The 20,191-nt window shown below is 67.3% G+C and carries 18 protein-coding genes and 1 tRNA gene; 12 read left to right on the forward strand and 7 right to left on the reverse strand.

Annotation, left to right across the window (positions count from 1 at the left end; genetic code table 11):
• A partial coding sequence (locus tag FHS55_RS18015) for a UbiH/UbiF family hydroxylase (RefSeq protein WP_183191164.1) occupies window positions 1-1,209 on the reverse strand: 1,209 nt, incomplete at its 3' end.
• A gap of 195 nt (window positions 1,210-1,404) precedes the next feature.
• Here FHS55_RS18015 and FHS55_RS18020 point away from each other — a divergent pair.
• From FHS55_RS18020 to FHS55_RS18060, 9 genes are all read left to right on the forward strand, one after another.
• Window positions 1,405-2,148, forward strand: a complete 744-nt coding sequence (locus tag FHS55_RS18020; protein ID WP_183191165.1) for a CDP-alcohol phosphatidyltransferase family protein — start codon at window positions 1,405-1,407, stop codon at window positions 2,146-2,148.
• Window positions 2,149-2,259: 111 nt separating this feature from the next.
• Complete coding sequence (locus FHS55_RS18025; protein ID WP_183191166.1) at window positions 2,260-3,237, forward strand: quinone oxidoreductase family protein; 978 nt, start codon at window positions 2,260-2,262, stop codon at window positions 3,235-3,237.
• 204 nt (window positions 3,238-3,441) lie between these two features.
• Window positions 3,442-4,998, forward strand: a complete 1,557-nt coding sequence (locus FHS55_RS18030) for an ABC transporter ATP-binding protein (protein WP_183191167.1) — start codon at window positions 3,442-3,444, stop codon at window positions 4,996-4,998.
• Window positions 4,988-6,064 carry an ABC transporter permease gene (locus FHS55_RS18035; protein ID WP_183191168.1) on the forward strand — a complete coding sequence of 359 codons (1,077 nt, stop codon included), beginning with the start codon at window positions 4,988-4,990 and terminating at the stop codon, window positions 6,062-6,064. Before FHS55_RS18030 ends, FHS55_RS18035 begins: the two co-directional genes overlap by 11 nt.
• Window positions 6,057-6,980: an ABC transporter permease gene (locus tag FHS55_RS18040; protein WP_183191169.1), complete on the forward strand. Its 924-nt coding sequence runs from the start codon at window positions 6,057-6,059 to the stop codon at window positions 6,978-6,980. Before FHS55_RS18035 ends, FHS55_RS18040 begins: the two co-directional genes overlap by 8 nt.
• 105 nt (window positions 6,981-7,085) lie before the next feature.
• On the forward strand, window positions 7,086-8,171 hold the full coding sequence (locus tag FHS55_RS18045) for a BMP family ABC transporter substrate-binding protein (RefSeq protein ID WP_183191170.1): 1,086 nt from the start codon (window positions 7,086-7,088) through the stop codon (window positions 8,169-8,171).
• A gap of 218 nt (window positions 8,172-8,389) precedes the next feature.
• Window positions 8,390-9,670, forward strand: a complete 1,281-nt coding sequence (locus FHS55_RS18050) for an allantoate amidohydrolase (RefSeq protein WP_183191171.1) — start codon at window positions 8,390-8,392, stop codon at window positions 9,668-9,670.
• The gene (locus tag FHS55_RS18055) at window positions 9,667-10,884 is read left to right on the forward strand and encodes an ArgE/DapE family deacylase (protein WP_183191172.1); all 1,218 of its coding nucleotides are present in this window, start codon (window positions 9,667-9,669) and stop codon (window positions 10,882-10,884) included. Before FHS55_RS18050 ends, FHS55_RS18055 begins: the two co-directional genes overlap by 4 nt.
• Before the next feature lie 17 nt (window positions 10,885-10,901).
• Entirely contained in the window at window positions 10,902-11,666 is a 765-nt protein-coding gene (locus tag FHS55_RS18060; RefSeq protein ID WP_183191173.1) for a bestrophin-like domain, read from the forward strand.
• A 51-nt stretch (window positions 11,667-11,717) separates the two neighbouring features.
• Here FHS55_RS18060 and rimO read toward each other — a convergent pair whose 3' ends face one another.
• From rimO to FHS55_RS18075, 3 genes are all read right to left on the reverse strand, one after another.
• A complete protein-coding gene (rimO, locus tag FHS55_RS18065) occupies window positions 11,718-13,076 on the reverse strand; it encodes a 30S ribosomal protein S12 methylthiotransferase RimO (RefSeq protein WP_183191174.1) in 1,359 nt (452 codons plus the stop codon).
• A 134-nt stretch (window positions 13,077-13,210) separates the two neighbouring features.
• Entirely contained in the window at window positions 13,211-13,540 is a 330-nt protein-coding gene (gene hmuQ / locus FHS55_RS18070; protein WP_183191175.1) for a heme-degrading protein HmuQ, read from the reverse strand.
• Window positions 13,541-13,765: 225 nt separating this feature from the next.
• Complete coding sequence (locus FHS55_RS18075; protein ID WP_183191176.1) at window positions 13,766-14,335, reverse strand: hypothetical protein; 570 nt, start codon at window positions 14,333-14,335, stop codon at window positions 13,766-13,768.
• A gap of 565 nt (window positions 14,336-14,900) precedes the next feature.
• On the opposite strand from FHS55_RS18075, the gene FHS55_RS18080 reads away from it, so the two are divergent.
• The 3 genes from FHS55_RS18080 (at window position 14,901) to FHS55_RS18090 (ending at window position 16,241) form a co-directional block, all read left to right on the forward strand.
• Window positions 14,901-15,170 (forward strand): hypothetical protein, encoded by a 270-nt coding sequence (locus FHS55_RS18080; protein WP_183191177.1) that lies wholly within the window; start codon window positions 14,901-14,903, stop codon window positions 15,168-15,170.
• Between the two features lie 198 nt (window positions 15,171-15,368).
• Window positions 15,369-16,067 (forward strand): hypothetical protein, encoded by a 699-nt coding sequence (locus FHS55_RS18085; protein ID WP_246340245.1) that lies wholly within the window; start codon window positions 15,369-15,371, stop codon window positions 16,065-16,067.
• A gap of 84 nt (window positions 16,068-16,151) precedes the next feature.
• A tRNA-Ser gene (locus tag FHS55_RS18090) sits at window positions 16,152-16,241 on the forward strand.
• A 582-nt stretch (window positions 16,242-16,823) separates the two neighbouring features.
• Here FHS55_RS18090 and FHS55_RS18095 read toward each other — a convergent pair.
• From FHS55_RS18095 to FHS55_RS18105, 3 genes are read right to left on the reverse strand one after another with little or no spacing between them, the layout of a single operon-like run.
• On the reverse strand, window positions 16,824-17,642 hold the full coding sequence (locus FHS55_RS18095) for a porin family protein (protein ID WP_210287046.1): 819 nt from the start codon (window positions 17,640-17,642) through the stop codon (window positions 16,824-16,826).
• On the reverse strand, window positions 17,642-19,117 hold the full coding sequence (locus FHS55_RS18100) for an arylsulfatase B (RefSeq protein ID WP_183191179.1): 1,476 nt from the start codon (window positions 19,115-19,117) through the stop codon (window positions 17,642-17,644). Before FHS55_RS18100 ends, FHS55_RS18095 begins: the two co-directional genes overlap by 1 nt.
• A complete protein-coding gene (locus FHS55_RS18105) occupies window positions 19,114-20,040 on the reverse strand; it encodes a formylglycine-generating enzyme family protein (RefSeq protein WP_183191180.1) in 927 nt (308 codons plus the stop codon). The genes FHS55_RS18100 and FHS55_RS18105 overlap by 4 nt, the downstream gene beginning before the upstream one ends.
• Between the last annotated feature and the right edge of the window lie 151 nt (window positions 20,041-20,191).

Below are 20,191 nucleotides of genomic sequence, written 5' to 3' on the forward strand. Positions count from 1 at the left end.
CGGCAGGTCGCGGGTCGGGCCCACGCCCTGGCGCATCACGGCGCGGCGCAGCAGCGGCGAGCGGCCGAGCAGCCACAGGCCGAGCCCACGCATGCCGGCAACCGGGAGAAAGCCGGTAAGCAGCGAGCGGTTGAACAGGTCGACCGCGAAGCTGCGGCTCTCCACATCCGCACGGCGCCGTCGCTCATAGGCTTCGCTCACCTCCGGCCCGCCAATATCCGCGCCCGCCTTCGCCGCCGCACCCGCCAGTTCGGCCAGCGTCGCCGCGTCGCGTATGCCAAGATTAAGCCCCTGCGCGCCAATCGGCGGGATGATGTGCGCGGCCTCGCCGATGAGCGCTATGCGGCCCTTGGCAAAGCGCGTCGCGGTGCGCGCGCCGAGCGGAAAGGCGCCGCGCGGCGAATCAAGCCGCATGGCGCCGAGCACCGAGCGCGCCTTGCGCTCCATGACCCGCGCGAAGCCCGCTTCGTCGAGCGCCATCAGCTCCTGCGCCTCGCGCGGCGACACCACGCAGACGATGCTGGAGCGGTTGCCCGGCAGCGGAACCAGCGTGAACGGGCCGGTTTCCGTGTGGAACTCGGTCGACACCTCGCCATGGGGGCGCGTATGGGCGAGCGTGGCGGTGACCGCCACTTGCGGGTAATCATGCGCGCGCAGCTCGATGCCCGCCGCCTGCCGGCAAGGCGAATGACGCCCGTCCGCGGCCGCCACCAGCGCCACCGCCAAGGCGCGCCCGTCGTCGAGTTCGAGCCGGACGGAATCGCCCGCATCGGTGACGCGCAGGAGGCTCGCCTGCACCCGCTCGATGGCGGGTACGTCGGCCACCGCCGCGTCGAGCGCGGCGAGAAGTGTCTCATTCTCCAGATTCCAGGCGAAGGCTTCCAGGCCCAGCTCGCCGGCGCGGAAATCGACCTCGGGCGCCCGCAACAGGCGCTGCGTCCCGTCGATCAGCCGCATCACCCGTAGCGGAGCGGCGTCCGGGCGCAGCCGGTCCCACACGCCAAGGGTGCGCAGCGCCGTCACCGAGCCGTCCATCAGCGCGGTCGCCCGCGGGTCCGGCGCGCGGCGCGGCGCCACCAGCACGACCTTCAGGCCGGCGGCCGCGAAGGCGAGGGCGGCAACGAGTCCGCTCGCCCCCGCGCCGATGACGGCGACGGTAGCGATGCCGGTATCGAGGCTGGTATCCCCGGCAGGGTTTGCTGATGTCATTGCGCCGCTCCGCATGATCGTTACGCGCTCCGCCTTCGCCGCGGACCAAAACTGGTTATAAGCATAGGCTGAAGTGTGGGATAAGCAGGGCCGCATGGTCTGGCAATGCGGATCAATGCGGGCACGTGCTATATGCAGGACGATGAACCAAGCAATGACGACCGGAGCAAGCGACCGGCCGCGGGAGGAGACGCCATGGCGGTAACGACCAAATCGCTGGTGGACAAGGCGCTGGCCGAGCGTCCGACCCGTCGGCAGACGGTCGCTTTTGCCGTGCATCTGTTCACCGCCTCGGGCGCGGTGTGCGGGCTGCTGGCGCTGATCGCGGCGGTCGAAGGCAACTGGGCGTTGATGTTCGCCTGGCTCGGCGCGGCCCTCTTCGTGGATGGCATCGACGGCAGCATGGCCCGCAAGGCGCGGGTGGGCGAAGTACTGCCGCGCTGGTCCGGCGAGACGCTCGACCTCGTCGTCGACTATCTCACCTACGTGCTGGTGCCGGCCTTCGCCGTCGCCATGGGCGGGCTGATGCCGGCCTGGATGGCGGTGCCCGCCAGCGCGGCGATCCTTCTCACCAGCGCGCTCTATTTCGCCGATACCGAGATGAAGACCGACGACCTGTATTTCCAGGGCTTTCCGGCCGTGTGGAACCTCGTCGTGTTCTATTTCTTCCTGATTCCGATGAACTCCTGGGTCATCGCCCTCATCATCGCCGGGCTGTCGGTGGCCACCTTCCTGCCGATCAAGTTCGTGCATCCCTTCCGCGTGGTGCGGCTGCGCTTCGTGACCATCGCGCTGCTGGCGCTGTGGGCGGTGCTCGGCGTCACCGCCGTGGTGGAAGGGCTGAAGCCGCCGGTCTGGGTGACGGTGGGTCTGGGCTTGTGCGCCCTCTATTTCCTGCTGTTCGGCCTCATTCCCTTCCGTCGCAAGGCGTCGACCTGACAGAGCGTGCGGCCATGCGCTCGCCTTGTCGGTGGGCGGCCGCCGTACGAGTGCCGGCTGCCGGATCCGCCGCCTTATCCCATCCCCGACCGGACCATCCGGAGAGTGACGATGCCTGCAGCCATACGTGTCCACCAGCTCGGCGGCCCCGAGGTTCTGCGCTTCGAGGACATCACCGTGGGCACGCCGGGGCCCGGCGAGGTGAAGCTGCGCCACACCGCCATCGGGCTCAATTTCGTCGATACCTATTTCCGCAGCGGCCTCTACAAGGCGCCGTACGGGCTGCCCTTCATTCCCGGCAGCGAGGCGGCGGGCGTCGTGCTGGAGGTCGGCGAGGGCGTGAGCGAGTTCGCACCGGGCGACCGCGTCGCCTATGGCACCGCCTTCGGCGCCTACAGCACCGAGCGCCTTGTCTCCGCCGCGCAGATCCTCAAGCTGCCGAAGACCATTTCCGACGAGACCGCGGCGGCAATGATGCTCAAGGGCATGACCGCCCGCTACCTGCTGCGCCAGACCCATCCGGTGAAGGCCGGCGACACCCTTCTCGTGCATGCGGCGGCCGGCGGCGTCGGGCTCATCCTCTGCCAGTGGGCGGCGCATCTGGGCGCCACGGTCATCGGCACGGTCGGATCCGCCGAGAAGGGCGAACTCGCCCGTGCCAACGGCGCCACTTACGTGATCAACTACCGCGAAGAGGATTTCGCCGCCCGCGTGAAGGAGATCACCGAGGGCGGCCTGTGCGACGTGGTCTATGACGGCGTGGGGCAGGCGACCTATCCCGCCTCGCTGGATTGCCTGCGCCCGCGCGGCCTGTTCGCCAGCTTCGGCAATGCCTCGGGAGCGATCGAGAATTTCAGCCTGCTGTCGCTGTCGCAGAAGGGCTCGCTCTATGCGACGCGGCCGACCCTCGCCACCCATGTGGCGACGCGGCAGGCGCTGCTCGCCAATGCCAACGACCTGTTCGACGCGGTGGGCTCGGGCGTGGTGAAGATCACCATCGAGCAGCGCTACAAGCTCGCCGACGCCGCGCAGGCGCATCGCGACCTCGAAGGGCGGCGCACCACCGGCTCGACGGTTCTGCTGCCCTGAGCCGGATGTGGCTTCTGGCGAAAAACGCGTCAGAAATCGGACCGGATGGACCAGACTTTAGGCTTGCTCCGGCAACGGAGCATGCCATGCTTTGCGCCTGTCCCTCCGTACCCTGAGACCGCATGAGCAGCGCGCCGCACGCCATTTCAGGCAAGTCGCCCCGGCTGAGCCCTTTGTCCTGCCGCGCTGTCCGGGGTGCTCCCCATGGCTGAGAACGTCCCGGCGAACGCGCTGCCGGCCTCGCTTCTGGAAGCGGTCGGCCTCACCAAGCGGTTCGGTGCCCTCCTTGCCAATGATCACGTCAGCCTCGCCATCCGCGCGGGGGAGACGCACGCGCTGCTCGGGGAGAACGGCGCCGGCAAGTCGACGCTGGTGAAGATGATGTGCGGGCTGCTGCAGCCCGATTCGGGCGAGCTGCTCTATGACGGTGCCCCGATCGTCTTCCCGGACCCCGCCACGTCCCGCGCCCGGGGCGTGGGCGTGGTGTTCCAGCATTTCGCGCTGTTCGACGCGCTCACCGTGGTCGAGAATGTGGCACTCGGGCTGGCCGGTCACGAACCTCTCGCGACGCTCGCGGCGCGGATCGAGGATTGCGTGCACCGCTACGGCCTGTCCGTCGAGCCCTACCGGCGGGTCGGCGAACTCTCGGTGGGCGAGCGCCAGCGGGTCGAGATCGTGCGCTGCCTGCTCGGCAACCCGCGCGTGCTGATTCTGGACGAACCGACCTCGGTGCTCACGCCCGACGAATCGGAAAGCCTGTTCCGCACCGTCGACCTTCTGACCGGCGAGGGCCGGGCGGTGCTGTTCATCAGCCACAAGCTCGACGAGGTGCGCCGCCTCTGCCACCGGGCCACGGTGCTGCGCGGCGGCAAGTTCATCGCCGAGGTGGATCCCAAGACCGAGACAGCCTCCAGCCTCGCCCGACTGATGGTTGGCGCCGAAGTGCCGCGCACGCCGCGCTCCGTGACGCACGCCCTCGGCGAGCCGCGGCTGCTGGTCAACAAGCTCAACGTGGCCGGCGACGGCTCGCGCGGCTCGGCGCTGCATGACATCCATCTGGAAATCCGCGCCGGCGAGATCGTCGGCATTGCCGGTGTCGCCGGCAACGGGCAGACCACGCTGTTCGAGGCGCTGTCCGGCGAGAAGCCGGTGGTGGACCAGGAAGCCATCATCATCGACAAGGTCGCGGCGGGCGGACTCGGGCCGACCGAACGGCGCGCGCTCAAGGCCGGCTTCGTGCCGGAGGAGCGGCTCGGCCACGCGGCCGCGCCGGACATGCGCCTGTCCGACAACGTGCTGCTGACCACCCATGGCGACGGCGAGATCGTGCGCCTGGGCATCATCCGCCGCTCGGCTCTGCTGGCCCGTTTCCAGGAAATCGTGAAGCGCTTCGACGTGCGTTTCGGCGGCAAGGACCCGAAGGCGCGGCGGCTGTCCGGCGGCAACCTGCAGAAATTCGTCATCGGCCGCGAGGTGCTGCGCGAGCCGGTGCTGATCGTCGTGGATCAACCGACCTGGGGCGTCGACGCCGCCGCGGCGGCCTTCATCCGCACCACGCTGCGGCAGAAGGCGGCGGAGGGCTGCGCGGTGCTGGTGATCAGCCAGGATCTCGATGAGCTGCTCGAATTCACCGACCGCATCGCCGTGATGAGCGAGGGCCGCCTCACCGCGCCGGTGCCGGTGGCGGAAACCTCGCGCGAGGCGATCGGCCTCGCCATGGGTGGGGCGCAGGCTGCCGGGGAGGGCACCCATGCCGCTTAGGCTCGAACGGCAGGAGAACGTCTCCGGCCTCAGGCTGGCGCTGGCGCCGCTGCTGGCGCTGGTGTTCACCCTCATCGTCGGCGCGATCATGTTCGTGGTGCTCGGCCACGACCCCATCCGCGCCTTCGGCATCTATTTCGTCGGCCCGCTGCTCGATCCCTACACGCTGCAGGAACTGGTGGTGAAGGCCGGCCCGCTGCTGATGATCGGCACCGGCCTCGCCTTCTGCTACCGCGCCAATCGCTGGAACATCGGCGCGGAGGGGCAATATGTGGCCGGCGCGGTGGTCGGCTCCTGGCTGGCGCTCGTCACCCACGGAACCGATGCCGGCCCCTGGGTGCTGCCGGCCATGCTGGTGATGGGGGCGCTGGGCGGGGCATTGTGGGGGCTCATCCCGGCTTTCCTGCGCGTACGCTTCGGCTCCAGCGAAATCCTCACCTCGCTGATGCTGGTCTATGTCGCCCAGCTCGGCCTCGACTATCTCGTGCGCGGCCCGTGGAAGGACCCGGACGGCTTCAATTTCCCCCAGAGCGTGACCTTCGACGCCAATGCCGTGATGCCGCTGCTGATGGACGAGGGGCGCCTGCATGGCGGCATCATTCTCGCGCTCGTCGCCGTTGTCGTGGCGACCTTCGTGCTCGGGCGCACGCTCGTGGGCTATTCGATCGAGATCGGCGGCTCCGCCCCGCGCGCGGCCGCCTTTGCCGGCTTCGACGAGCGGCGCGTGACCTATGGCGTGTTCGCGGTGTCCGGCGCGCTGGCGGGCCTTGCCGGCATCATCGAAGTTGCGGGGCCGATCGGCAATCTCCAGCCCTCCATCTCGCCGGGCTACGGCTTCACCGCCATCATCGCCGCCATGCTCGGCCGGCTGCACCCGGTCGGCATCGTGGTGGCGAGCCTCGTGCTGGCGCTGACCTATATTGGCGGCGAGGCGGCGCAGATTTCCATGCGCCTGCCGTTCGACGTGACCCGCGTGTTCCAGGGCACGCTGCTGATCGCCATTCTCGCCGCCGACGTGATGGTGCGCTATCGCGTGCGCCGGGTTGAGGGAACGAGCCATGCTTGATGCCGCCATCCTCGGCGCCGTGCTCGCCAGCATCGTCGCGGCGGCGACGACGCTGCTCCTCGCCTCGCTGGGCGAACTGGTGGCGGAGCGCGCCGGCACGCTCAATCTGGGCGTCGAGGGCATGATGATCGTCGGCGCGGCGGTCGGCTACGCCACCGCCTACGGCACGGGAAGCCTGCTGCTGGGCACGCTCGCCGCCATCCTGGCCGGCATGGCGCTCTCGCTGGTCTTCGCCGGCCTCGCCATCTGGCTCGCCACCAACCAGGTCGCCTCGGGCCTCGCCACCACCATACTCGGGCTCGGCGTCGCCGGCCTCATCGGCGCGCCCTTCGTCGGCACCCGGCTGGACGGCGCGCCGGCGCTGAAGGTGCCCGGCCTCACCGACCTGCCGGTGATCGGGCAGATGCTCTTCGGGCAGGATGCCTTCGTCTACGCCTCGCTGGTGCTGCTCGCCGCCGTCACCTACGGCCTCGCCCGCACGCGGGTCGGCCTCGTGCTGCGCGCGGTGGGCGAGAGCCATGCCGCGGCGCATGCGCTCGGCCACCCCGTGCGCCGAATCCGCACGCTGGCGGTGATGTTCGGCGGCGCCTGCGCCGGGCTGGCGGGTGCGCATCTCTCGCTCGCCTACACCCCGTTCTGGGCCAGCGACATGACCGCGGGGCGCGGCTGGATCGCGCTGGCGCTGGTGGTGTTCTCCGCCTGGAAGCCGCTCTGGCTGCTCGCCGGCGCCTATCTGTTCGGCGCGGTATCGATCTTGCAGCTTCATGTGCAGGGCTTCGGCCTCGGCATTCCCTCGCAACTGCTCTCGGCACTGCCCTATCTCGCGACGATCGTGGCGCTGGTCGCGATATCGGCGCTGAAGCGCGGGCAGGGGGCTCCGGCCTCGCTGGGCGTGCCCTTCGTGCCCGATCGCTGAGCGGGCTGCCATATCGGCCGCGCTGGCGGCCGCCCGGTGCGTGGTGCGGCCGCGCGCTGCCGGTGAGAAGATTTCGGCCGCGGAATGATGGGAGCGGAGACGTTCATGCGCAAGATTATCTCAATGGCGGTCGCCATCGCCGCGGGCCTCGGCCTTGCCGGTGCCGCGGCCACCGGGGCGCTGGCCGCCGAGAAGCTCAAGGTGGCGTGGGTCTATATCGGCCCGGTCGGTGATTTCGGCTGGACCTACCAGCACGACCAGGGCCGCAAGGCGGTGGAGAAGGAATTCGGCGACAAGGTCGAGACGACCTATGTCGAGAACGTGCCGGAGGGCCCGGACGCCGAGCGCGTGATCGAGCAGCTCGCCCGCGCCGGCAACAAGCTGATCTTCACCACCTCCTTCGGCTATATGGAGCCGACGCTGAAGGTGGCCAAGCGCAACCCGAAAGTGTTCTTCGAGCACGCCACCGGCTACAAGCGCGACAAGAACGTCTCGACCTATAATTCCAAGTTCCACGAGGGCCGCTACATCCTCGGCCAGATCGCGGCGAAGACGTCGAAGACCGGCACGATCGGCTACATCGCCTCCTTCCCGATCCCGGAAGTGATTTCCGGCATCAACGCGCTGATGCTCGGCGCGCAGTCGGTCAACCCGGATATCAAGGTGAAGATCGTGTGGGCGAATTCCTGGTTCGACCCGGCCAAGGAGGCGGACGCCGCCAAGGCGCTGATCGACCAGGGCGCCGACGTGATCTCCCAGCATACCGACAGCCCCGCCGCCATGCAGGCCGCCGAGCAGCGCGGCGTCAAGGCGTTCGGCCAGGCCTCGGACATGATCAATTTCGGCCCGCATGCGCAGCTGACCTCGATCGTCGACAACTGGGCGCCCTACTATATCGAGCGCGTCAAGGAGGTCATGGACGGCACCTGGAAGTCGACCGATACCTGGAGCGGCATGAAGGACGGCGAGGTCGTCATGGCGCCGTACACCAACATGCCCGACGACGTGAAGGCCTTCGCGCAGGCGACCGAAGCCAAGATCAAGTCCGGCGAGTTGAATCCGTTCAAGGGCCCGATCTACGACCAGAGCGGCAAGCTGGTGGTGAAGGAGGGCGACGTGCTGCCGGACAAGGACATCCTCTCCATGAACTGGTACGTGAAGGGCATCGACGACAAGGTCCCGGGCAAGTAGGTCAGGCAGCAGGCAGCAGGCAGCAGGCAGGGCAGGCGCGCCGGATCGCGAGGGCCTTGCCCGTATCGCCGCCCCGCGGCGCGCCCGACGGCGCGCGGCGGGGTGGTCCAGCCGGGCGATCGTTGCCAAAGCGGCGCTCATGTGCCATTGCGCAGCAAAGGTGGCGCGGGGCGACGGATGGACCGGCTTCGCAGGGCCGGAGGCGTCGACACGAAACCATGAGCGTTCCGCTGGACATCGCCGCGCTGGGAGCCCGCGCGGCGGCGATGATCGAGGAACTCGGCGCCATCTCCGAGAGCCCGGATCACCTCACCCGCTTCTTCCTCACGCCGCAGCACCGCCGCGCCGCCGACTTGGTGGCCACCTGGATGCGCGAGGCCGGCCTTGATGTCAGCGAGGATGCGCTCGGCACCGTGCGCGGCCACTGGCATCCCGCCGGGCCCGGCGCGCCGCGTCTGCTGATCGGCTCGCATATCGACACCGTGGCCGAGGCCGGAAAATATGACGGCGCCATGGGCGTCGTGCTGGGCATCCTCGCGCTCGGGATCATCAAAAAGGCCGGCCTGTCTCGGCCCTATGGCATCGACGTGCTGGCCTTCGGCGACGAGGAGGGCACGCGCTTTCCCACCACGCTTTCGGCTTCCGCCGCCGTCGCCGGCATCTTCGCGCCGGCCAGCCTCGCCATGCGCGACGCCGATGGCGTGAGCTATCGCGACGCCTTGATCGCCTATGGCAAGAACCCCGACGACATTCCCGCCGCCGCCTATGACCCGAACAAGGTCATCGCCTATGTCGAGGCGCATATCGAGCAGGGGCCGGTGCTGGAGGCCGATGGCGAGCCGCTCGGCGTCGTCACCGCCATCGCCGGGGCTTCGCGCCTGTCGATCACGGTGACGGGCGAGGCCGGCCATGCCGGCACGGTGCCGATGCGCATGCGCCACGATGCGCTGCTCGGGGCCGCCGAAATGGCGCTCGCGGCGGAGAAGATCGCCAAGGCGGACCGCCACGGCATGGTGGCGACCGTCGGGCGCATGCATATCGACCCCGGCTCGATCAACGTCATTCCCTCGCGCGTGGTGTTCACGCTCGACCTGCGCTCGGGCTCGGATGTATCCCGCCGCGAGGCGCTGGAGCGCTTCGAGCGCGAGGCGCACCGCATCGCTGACCTGCGCGGGCTCGGCGTGGTGATCTCCGCCTTTCACGAGGTGGCGACCGTGCCATGCTACCGCGACCTGCAACTGCGCCTGCGCAATGCCGTCGCCGATCTCGGCCATCCTGCGCCTTCCATGCCGTCCGGCGCCGGCCATGACGGGCAGGCCATGTCGAAGCTCTGCCCCGTCGGCATGCTGTTCGTTCGCTGTCGGGGCGGCATCAGCCATAATCCGGCGGAATATGCCTCCCCCGACGATATGGGACTTGCCGCCGCCGCGCTGGTGCGCTTCATCGAACGCTTCCAGCTTCCGCAACTCACCGACGCCACGGGCGGAGTACTGACGTGACCCTTGCTGCTGACGACAACGTGCGGCTCGCCCGCGAGGTCGAGTTCCTCAAGGCGCTGGTGCGCGTGCCGAGCGACAATCCGCCGGGCGATTGCGCCCCGCATGCCGAGGTCGCCGGTCAGCTGCTCGAGGAGCTCGGCTTCACCGTCGAGCGCCACCCGGTGCCCGAGCCCTTCGTGAAGACCTACGGCATGAAGTCGGTCGTCAATCTTGTGGTGCGCGAGCATTTCGGCACGGGCGGCCCTGTCATCGCGCTCAACGCCCATGGCGATGTCGTGCCGCCGGGCGCGGGATGGACGTTCGATCCCTATGGCGCGGAGGAGAAGGGCGGGGCGATCTATGGCCGTGGCGCCGCCGTGTCGAAATCCGACTTCGCGACCTATGCCTTCGCCCTGCTGGCCCTGAAGGAAAAGCCGGAGGGGCTCAACGGCACGGTGGAACTGCACTTCACCTATGACGAGGAGGCCGGCGGCTTTGTCGGCCCGAAATGGCTGATCGAGCAGGACCTGACCAAGCCGGATCTCGCCATCTCGGCCGGCTTCTCCTATGCCGTCGTGATCGCCCATAACGGCGCGCTGCACCTCGAAATCGTGGTGCGTGGCAAGCAGGCGCACGCGGCCATGCCGGAAACCGGCGCCGACGCGCTGGAGGCGGCCAATGCCATCCTCACCGCGATCTATGCGGAGCGCGCGCGCCTCTACGGCATCACCAGCGCGACCCCGGGAATCGGTTCGCCGAAAATCACGGTCGGCCTCATCTCCGGCGGCATCAACACCAATGTCGTGCCGGACCGCATCGTCATGCGCGTCGATCGTCGTCTCACGCCCGAAGAGGACGGCGTCCATGTCGAGGCGGAGCTGACCGCGCGGATCGAGCAGGCGGTGGCCGGCCTTCCCGGCATCGAGATCGAGTGCCGGCGCATCATTCTCGCCGAGCCGCTGCGTACCCTGCCGGGCACGGAAAAGCTGGTCGAGACCATCCAGAAGCATGCCGCCGAGGTGCTCGGCGAAGTGCCGCCGGCAACCGCCGTGCCGCTCTATACCGATGCGCGCCACTATACGGCCGCCGGCATTCCCACGGTGCTGTACGGCGCCGGGCCGCGCTCGATCCTCGAAGCCAATGCCCACGCCGCCGACGAGCATGTGCGCATCAGCGACCTCGCCGCCGCCACCCGAGTGATCGAGGCGACATTGCGCGACCTTCTCAAAGCCTGAGGGCAGGGGGCGGAGCTGTGAACTGGTCGCGCATCATCACAGGCGATTTCTTCACGGCCTTCGTCCTTTGCATCGGTATCATTCCGCTGCTGGCGGGATGGCTCTGCTACTGGGTGGCGATGCGTCCGCGTTTCGTCGCGAGCTTTCACCCGAAGGACCTGCAGACCTCCTATCTCGGGGCGCTGACGCTGCCCTTCGCGCTATTCCTCGCGTTCATGGTGACGGATATCTGGGGCCGCGAGACCCGCTATGCGCAGACGGTGTTGCAGGAAGTGCAGCGGCTGGACGCCATGCTCGACATCGCGCGCGTGTGCGGGCCGTCCTGCGCGCCGGTGGACGAGGCGGTGAACGTCTATGCGCGAGCGCTCTCGAAATATGAGTGGGATGAAGGCTGGGTCTATCCCGAACCGCAGGTATCGCGGGCGTTCGATGCCCTGATCGCTACCATTGCCGCCGCTGAAGCCGATACGACCGTCGCCAGCCACCTCCGCAGCGCGCTGCTCAGCGGGCAGATCGAGCTGCGGCGGCTGCGGACCGACCGCTACTTCATTCTCCACGCCGATCTGGCGCCGCATCGCTGGATCATCGTGCTGATCCTCGGCGTGCTGTCGCAGGTCGGCCTGGCGGCGCTGCATGTCGGCAAGCGGCCGCAACTGGTGCTGGGCATGGTGACGTTCTCGCTCGCCTTCGCGGTGACGCTCGCCTACACCGTGGCGCTTGCCTGGCCGACGGTCGACGAGAGCATCATACCCTCCGAGGAACTGCGCCGAATCCTCGAATGAGCAACGGCGTGGTCGACGCCGGTCCGTTCGCCCGCGTCGAAGCCGGCCCCCTCAGAAGCCGACCGCGGTGCCATGCAGGTCGTAGGCGTCGGCGCGCTCGATCTTGACGGTGGCGATCTCCCCGACGCGCAGCGGGCGGCGCGAGGCGACGTGCACCACGCCGTCAATCTCCGGGGCATCGGCCTTGGAGCGGCCGATCGCGACGGTCGGACCGACCGAATCGATGATCACCTGCTGGCGCGTGCCGACCTTGCGCTTGAGGCGCCGGGCGCTGATGCGCTGCTGCACTTCCATGAAGCGCTCCCACCGCGCCTGCTTCACCTCGTCTGGGATCGCCACGCCAAGGTCATTGGCCGGGGCACCGGCGACGGGCTCGTATTTGAAGCAGCCCACGCGGTCCAGTTCGGCCTCGTCGAGGAAGGAAATCAGTTCCTCGAATTCCGCATCGGTCTCACCGGGGAAGCCGACGATGAAGGTGGAACGAAGCGTCAGCTCCGGGCAGTCCTGGCGCCATTTCAGGATGCGGGCGAGGGTCTTCTCATTCGAGGCCGGGCGCTTCATGCGCTTGAGCACGGTCGGCGAGGAATGCTGGAACGGGATATCGAGATAGGGAAGGATCACCCCGTCCGACATCAGCTGGATCACCTCGTCGACATGGGGGTAGGGGTAGACATAGTGCATGCGCACCCAGGCGCCGAGCGTGCCAAGCTCGCGGGCGAGATCGAGGAAGCGCGCGCGCACTTCGCGGTCCTTCCACTGGCTGGCGGCGTATTTCACGTCGACGCCATAGGCCGAGGTGTCCTGCGAGATCACCAGCAGTTCCTTCACGCCCGCCGCCACCAGCCGTTCGGCCTCGCGCAGCACGTCGCCGGCGGGACGGCTGACGAGGTCGCCGCGCAGCTTGGGGATGATGCAGAAGGTGCAGCGATTGTTGCAGCCCTCGGAAATCTTGAGATAGGCGTAGTGGCGCGGCGTGAGCTTGATGCCCTGCGGCGGCACGAGATCGACAAACGGATCATGCGTCGGCGGCACCGCCTGGTGCACGGCGGCCAGCACGCTCTCATATTGCTGCGGCCCGGTAACGGCGAGCACGCTCGGGTAGGCCGCGCGAATCTGCTCCGGCTCGGCGCCCATGCAGCCGGTGACGATGACCTTGCCATTCTCCTTCAGCGCATCGCCGATGGCGGCGAGGCTCTCGGCCTTCGCGCTGTCGAGAAAGCCGCAGGTATTGACGATGACGACGTCGGCGCCCTCATGACGGCGCGACAGCTCATAGCCTTCCGAGCGCAGGCTGGTGATGATGCGTTCCGAATCCACCAGCGCCTTGGGGCAGCCGAGCGAGACGAACGAGATCCGCGGTGCATCGCTGCGCGCGGAAGAGAAGGCGTCGGACGCCGCAATGTCGGCCATGAGCGATCGGGACCCGGAATGTCAGGATCGCGAGCGGTTACGGCACGCGACCTCTCCCGTCAACTGCGGCGCGCGCCCGGCAGCCCTGCGTGACCTCCATGTGATCGGGCAGGGCTGCCGTATCGGCGCTCATCTCAGGCGGCCGCGTCGTCCACTGACAGGGCGATGACGCTCTCGAAAAGCTCGACCTCGGGGTGCCCGACATAGAGCGGCTTGTTGCCGCCCGCGCTGCGATGGGCGAGGCGGAACGCCTCCGAGCGCGTCCACGCTTCGAAATCCTCGCGCGCGCCCCACACGGAATGCGAGGCATAGAGCGTGTAGTCCTCCTTCGAGGGGCCGCGCAGCAGGTTGAACGCCTTGAAGCCCGGCACGGTCTTCAGATGGCTGTCGCGCTCGCGCCAGACGGTTTCGAACTCCGCCTCCGATCCCAGCTTTACCTTGAAGCGGTTCATGGCGAGAAACATATGGCTATCTCCTGTTGGCTTCCGGCCCGCGACACTTACTCCAAGCGGCCGTTCAGCCCAAGCCCAGCCCGAAAGTCCCAACCCAAACGTCCAAGCCCAGACGTCCAAGCCCAAACGTCCAAGCCCTGCGTGGCTTGCCCGCGCCCGGGCCGGTCGGCGCGCGGCAAAAAAGAAGGGCGGCTTGCGCCGCCCACCAGGATCCGGGAGAGACGACCGGAACCCGGACTATTTCAGCTTGCTCACATCGATGCCGAAAGTGGCGGCGCCGATGGCTCCATCCTTGTCGGAAACGGTAACGCTGACCTGTGCGATCTTCTTGCCGTCCTCTTCCTCGACCTTGTCGACGAAAATGGTGCCGGGACCGGCGGCATAGGTCTTCTGCCACTTGGCCTCATCCGCCTGCCACAGATCCGACGTGCCGTCGGTCTGGCCGACATTGAGCCCGCGATTGTCCATGACGAACACTTCCGTGATCACCCCGCCCGAGGCGTCCTTCTTCTTGATAAGGAATTCGGAAAGCTTGTTCTTGCGGATGGAATCGATCAGCGCGGGGTCCTTGGCAACCCAGGCCTTGTCGAGCTTGTCGATGTCCTCCTGCATCAGGCGGGCATGCTTCTTGTTCGATTCGATCACGGCGGTGACGATCACGGGATCGCCGAGCCAGGCCTCGATGTTCTGCTTCACATAGGCGGTCGCCGGCTTTACGTGCGCCGCTTCTTCCTGCGCGAAAGCCGGCGCCGCGACGGCCAGGCTCACCACCGCGGCAAGCGCCGCGGCCTTCAAACGGATAATCATGGCGTTTCCTCCACGGGCGGTCTTGGCGCCGCCCATCCGTAGCGTAACATAATGTATCTATGAATCCGCAATATGTATTCGTCGCTGCATGGCAGCATGATAAATCGTATCAACTCGCAATGGCGATAAATATGATATCGTAAATGTAGATATAAAATAATAGAACTATATAACAAGCAATTGAGTCCGCATTTTTCGATATCTCGAGCGGGGTCCGTCCGAAAATAAATGACACGAGTTCGCAACGGATGATGAATATATAACAAATACACGAGATTGCGGATTGTTCGTCATATCGTCACCTCTGAAAGCTACCAACGGTTCGCTGGCATTACAAATTACATGTACGATGCGCCATATTTTTCATGCGCCACATCATGCTTTGCAGAGAATGCCGTGGACCATCGGCACGTCCCGCTTTCATCCCGGGTCGATTCAACGTATTTATTTGACAGTGTCATTTTGGCGCCATGACATGCGCCCATGATGATCGTCATCGCCGAGCCGAACGGCGCGGTCGCGCGAGACACCCAAAACAAGCCGACACAGCAGGGAGGCTGCACGCATGCTGAACGAAAGCGTGAATTTCCAACCCGTGCCCTTGATCGTCAGGATCGGCAGCGAGGAGATCGAGGTCGCCTCGCTCGATTGCGCGATCAACCTCATACGGTCGCTGCGGCATGACCGCCTCGGCCGTTTCGCGGAAATGCTCCTCACCCAGATGGAGGCGGCCAAGGCGCCGCAGCAGAGGCGCGATGCCTGGATCGCCTTTGAAACCTGGTCGCTCGCCTGCGGACTTCAGCCGCACCACGGCGATCTGGAGCACGCGGCCTGAGCCGCGCCGCCGCCTGGCGGCACCCCTCTCCACCCTGTCAAGGGCGGGTTGCCATGCAGGTGACCCGCCCTTTGCCTTGAAAATGCCTCCCGTTTCGTTCGTGGTGGGGACGCGATCACGCGCGGTCGTGTGCAGACAGGAGGCGTCGATTTTCACGTGACGGTGGCGAGACTGGCAGTGGCCGCAATGGCGGCAACCTTGGCAATATCCACGGCGAGCGCGGCGCGCGCCCAGACATCCGTCGAGGCTCAGACCTCGGCCGCGCCACCTCTGGTGCTGCTGCTGGACGGGCTGGGAGTCTATGTCGAGAACAACTATATCGGCGTTTCTTCGCTGGCACGGCCGCTTCAGTCGCAGGGGTTCCGCACTCTCACCGATTCGCATCTGATGACGCGCACCGGCGGCGTGGTGCCGGACATCATCATCGGTCACTCCATGGGCGGGGAGACGGCGCTGCGCTATGCGCGCAAGCTCACGCGCGAGGGCAAGCCGGCCCCGATGGTCATCACCATCGACGCGGCGCCAACTCCGCCGGCCTGCAGTGTGCCGCGCTGCACGAATATTCATGGCCCGGGCTTCGCCAACGTGCGCGGCGCCGTGAACATCGACGCCTGGGCGTCCGGTGCCCGATTCTCCACCCACGCCCAGCTGCCGACCACGCCGGCCGTGCGCGGCATCATTCTTGAGCAGACCCAGGCCTTCATGAACCAGCGCCGCAAGACGGCATCGCTCACCCCGGCCGCGACGACGGCGGAAGCGGACCGGATGCGCGCGCTCAGCCCGCAATCGCCCGCCTCCGCAGCCTCGACATCGCGCTCCACCCCGCAGATGTGGAGCGTTCCCGGCTGGACCATGCCGAATTGGGGATCCGCCAATGCGTCGCCGAACGGCGGCTGAGCGATTGGTATAGCGACAGGATCAAGAGCCGCTTGCCAAACCGGCCCATTTTGGGAAACAAGAACCCGCGTCGCGACGCAGCGCGGAAGGGTGGCCGAGTGGTTTAAGGCAGCGGTCTTGAAAACCGCCGTGGGTGCAAGCCCACCGTGGGTTCGAATCCCACCTCTTCCGCCAAATGTCCATGTAATCCATTGTAAATACTCGCATTTGTCTTTGGTGCCGATTGAGGCCCCACTTTGGGCCCCATTTTGATCGTGGCATTGAGGGGGTACGCCGGAACAGGCAAGATCGCTTCGGTGAGCGCCATGTTCCAGCGAAGGAGGCGCTGCGGACACACCGAACGCCGGTGAGGAACACGCAGCGTACAAAGCTGTTGCCGCCGTTGCCGGAGATCTTTGGCGCCACAAGCAGAAGTTTGCTGCTGCGACAACGAATAGCCGGTTTGGGGCCGTATCCGGACGGTCCGCTATTGTGGGCTTCAAATGAGAAACGGACATATCGCCTATGAATATCCGGGCCGCTCTAACTCTAGACTGATTATATAATGATCGAACAGCACCACGTTATCTGCGCGGTCGGAAGGTAGCGAATGTCCGAATCTTGTAGGCAAGCCCAAATTCGCTCTTGGCAGACCACTCCTGTAAGCATTTCTTTCGTTTCGGCATTCCGGCCTACGGGGTGAGCGGCTGTCTTTCGGGCGGCCGCCATGAAAAGCCGGGCCGGCCTTGCGGGTCGGCTCCGGTGGCCTATCGCGGCCTAAAAGCGGTAGGTCGCGCCGAGCACGGGCCCCTGCATCCGCACGTCGTAAAGGAAGTTGCCGTCCTCATAGTCGACCGAGAGCGCCCGATAGCCCGCGCGCAAGGCGAGGTTCTCGTTCCACTGGTAGTTCACCGTGCCGATGGCCTGCCACGTAAATTGCGAGCCAACATCGAAGCCGCCAATGTCGCCGACCAGCGTGACGCTCCACGGTCCCCCGAGCTGTGCCGACAGGCGACCGACCAGCACCGGGTCGACCCAGCTCGTGTTCTGGCTGTACTCGATGCCCGAGGGCAGCAGGCCGGGGCCGATGGTGAGCTTGTTGTCGAGATACCAGAAGCGCAGGCCCGCGCCGGCATCGACGGAGAGCTGCGGCGTGTCATAGAGGCGGTACAGCACATTGCCCTGCAGGGTCAGGCTGCGCGAGCGCACCTCGACATCGGCCGCATAGGGGCCGGGCATGGTGCCGCCGGGCGATACCTGGGTGAACATCACGTCCGCCAGGAAGCTCCAGCGGCCGACCCGCATCTCCCCCGCGCCCATCAGCCCGCCGTCGAGATCCTTCAGCACGTCGTTGAAGCTCAGGTCGATGTCGGTCGGCGGCAGGGGCGGCAGGGTCGAGGTCGTGCCCTTGAGCGCGCTGGCCCAGAGATAGAACGAGCCGAGGAAGACCGGCGTATCGGCGGTGCCCACCGGCGCCGGCTTTGCTGGCGGCAGCGCATCGAGATCGGCGGCGGAGGCCGGGGCGGCAGCGAGCGCGGCGAGCAGGGCGGTGCCGAGGAGGCCGGGTCGGGCGGGGCGCATAGCGGCGTAAGGCATCAATCGTTCTCCAACCCCATTTCGTACAGCGCGGCGCCGGGCGTCGAAAGGGGGGCCGAAAGGGTCGCGTGGAGGGCCGCGGCGTAGAACAGGGGCGGTGCCATGCTGCGGGCGAGGTCCACGACCTTGGCCTGCAACGCGGCCACCTTGTCGGGGTGGCGTGCCGAGAGGTCCGTGGTCTCGGACGGGTCCGCGTCGAGATCGAACAGCTCGGCCTTGGGCGGCAGCACGACGTGCCAGACCAGCTTCCACTTGCCCTCGCGCACGGCGCCCTGAGTGGGCTCGACATTGTAGACCACCGCGTCGCGCCCGGACTGGCCGAGCGCCAGCGCCGGCCAGACATCCCGGCCATCGAGCGGCTTGGTCGTGGCGAGGGTGGCACCGGCGAGCCTCGCCAGTGTCGGCAGCATGTCCACGACATGCATGACGCCGGTCGCCTCGCCCGCTTCGATGTGGTCCGGCCAGTTGGCCAGCGCGACCACCCGCGTGCCGCCCTCATAGAGCGTGCCCTTGCCCTCGCGATAGGGCGTGTTGTTGGGCGGTAGATCGCCAGCGACCGCGCCCTCGCCGGCAAACATCCGGTTCCGGGTGCCGCCATTGTCGGAATGGAAAAGGGTCAACGTGTTCGCGCGCATGCCGCGCGCCTCCAGCGCTGCGATTACCAGGCCGATCTGGTCGTCCATGGCGGTGATCATGGCGGCATAGGCGCGCCGGGCCGGATCCGCGATGGAGGCGTACATGTCGAGATAGCGCGGCGGCGCCTGATAGGGCGTGTGCGGCGCGGTGAAGGCGAGGTAGAGGAAGAGCGGGACCGCCGGGTCATGCCCGCCGATCAGCCGCACCGCTTCAGCGCCGAACAGCTCGGTGTCGTAGCCATCTTCCTTCAGCAGCTCATTGTCGCGGTACCAGTCGGTGACGCCGTGCGCCTCGTGCTTGAAATGGTCGATCTCGCCGACCAGCGGCCCATAGAAGCTGTCGAAGCCGCGCTGGCGGGGCCAGTATTTGCGGTCGGCATGGCCGAGATGCCATTTGCCCACCAGCGCCGTGCGGTAGCCGGCCTGCTTCAGCGCCTGCGGCAGCAGGAATTCGTCGGTTGCCAGCCCGTAATCGGCGCCGGAGGGGATGACACCGGTCTGCAACCCGTAACGCAGCGGGTAGCGCCCCGTCATCAGCGCGGCCCGGGTCGGCGTGCACATGGGCTGAGTGTAGAACTGGCCGAACCGTGCGCCCCCCGTCGCCAGCCGGTCGAGGTTGGGGGTGCGGATGTCCGAGCCGTGAAAGCCGACATCGGCGAAACCGAGATCGTCGGCCATGATGTAGAGAATATGCGGGCGCGGGGCGTCCGCCGCCCGCGCGTCCCGTGCCAGCAGCGACAGGCCGGCGATGGCCGCGAGAAACCCGGCGCCGCCGGCGAGAACGTCGCGCCGGTTGGGCGCGGTCGCGGCCAGGGCGGAGGCATTGGGCGTGTCGGTCATGATGTCCTCATGGCGGGCGCTACCCGGCGGACACAGCGAAAGCCGATATGCACCGAAGCGGTGTCCGGGGTCTGGGGTTGACGGGCCGCCGGGCGGTAGCGGCGGCAATAGCTGGGCGCGCACAGATGCGAGCCGCCTTTCAGCACCTTGCGCGGGGCATCTGGCGCGAGCGGATCTAGGCTCTCCAGCGCACTTCCCCCGCGCGGGTTACGGGGAATGCAGCAGGGCTTGCCGGCCGGTTCGCGGTGACGCGGGCGGTACCAGTCGTCGGTCCACTCCCAGGCATTGCCGATCATGTCGAACAGGCCGAAACCATTCGGCGGGTAGGCGGTGACGGGCGAGGTGCCGGCATGGCCGTCCTCGGCGAGGTTCTCCATCGGAAAACGCCCCTGCCAGGTGTTGGCGCGGTGCACGCCGCCGGGCGCGAGTTCGTCGCCCCAGGCATAGTCGGCGCCATCGAGCCCACCGCGGGCCGCGAACTCCCACTCGGCCTCGCTGGGAAGCGCCTTGCCGCTCCACTGCGCATAGGCGAGCGCGTCGGCATGGGCGACCTGAACAACGGGATGGTCCATCCGTCCCGCAATGGAACTGCCGGGCCCCTGGGGATGGCGCCAGTCGGCGCTGGGGGTGAAGCGCCACCACCGCGTCCAGTCCTGCGCGTCGCCCTCGTCCACGGGCGAGACAAAGACCAGCGCCCCGGGCACCAGCAGGCGGGGATCGCACCCGGGGTAATCCCCCGGCCGTGGCCGGCGCTCGGCCAGGGTGACGTAGCCGGTGGCGGCAACGAAATGGGAGAAGTCCCAATTGGTGACAGGACTGCGGTCGATGAAGAAGCCGTCCACCGTGACCGGATGAGCCGGGCCTTCCTCAGGGTAATGGCGGTCGGACCCCATGAGGAAGCGGCCTCCCGCGATCCACATCATGCCGTCTACGGCGTGGGCGCTGGGATCAGCCTGAGAAGCTTCCGCACCCTTTGCGCCCATCGCTAGTGTCACTTCCACGCCTGGCTAAGCGGCTGACCGTCGGGGCGGCGCACGTCTGTGTCGATCGGGACGAGCCATAGCCAAAGGGCGA

Origin of the sequence: Ancylobacter tetraedralis, from assembly GCF_014195655.1 — a bacterium.
In the GTDB taxonomy this organism is placed as follows: domain Bacteria; phylum Pseudomonadota; class Alphaproteobacteria; order Rhizobiales; family Xanthobacteraceae; genus Ancylobacter; species Ancylobacter tetraedralis.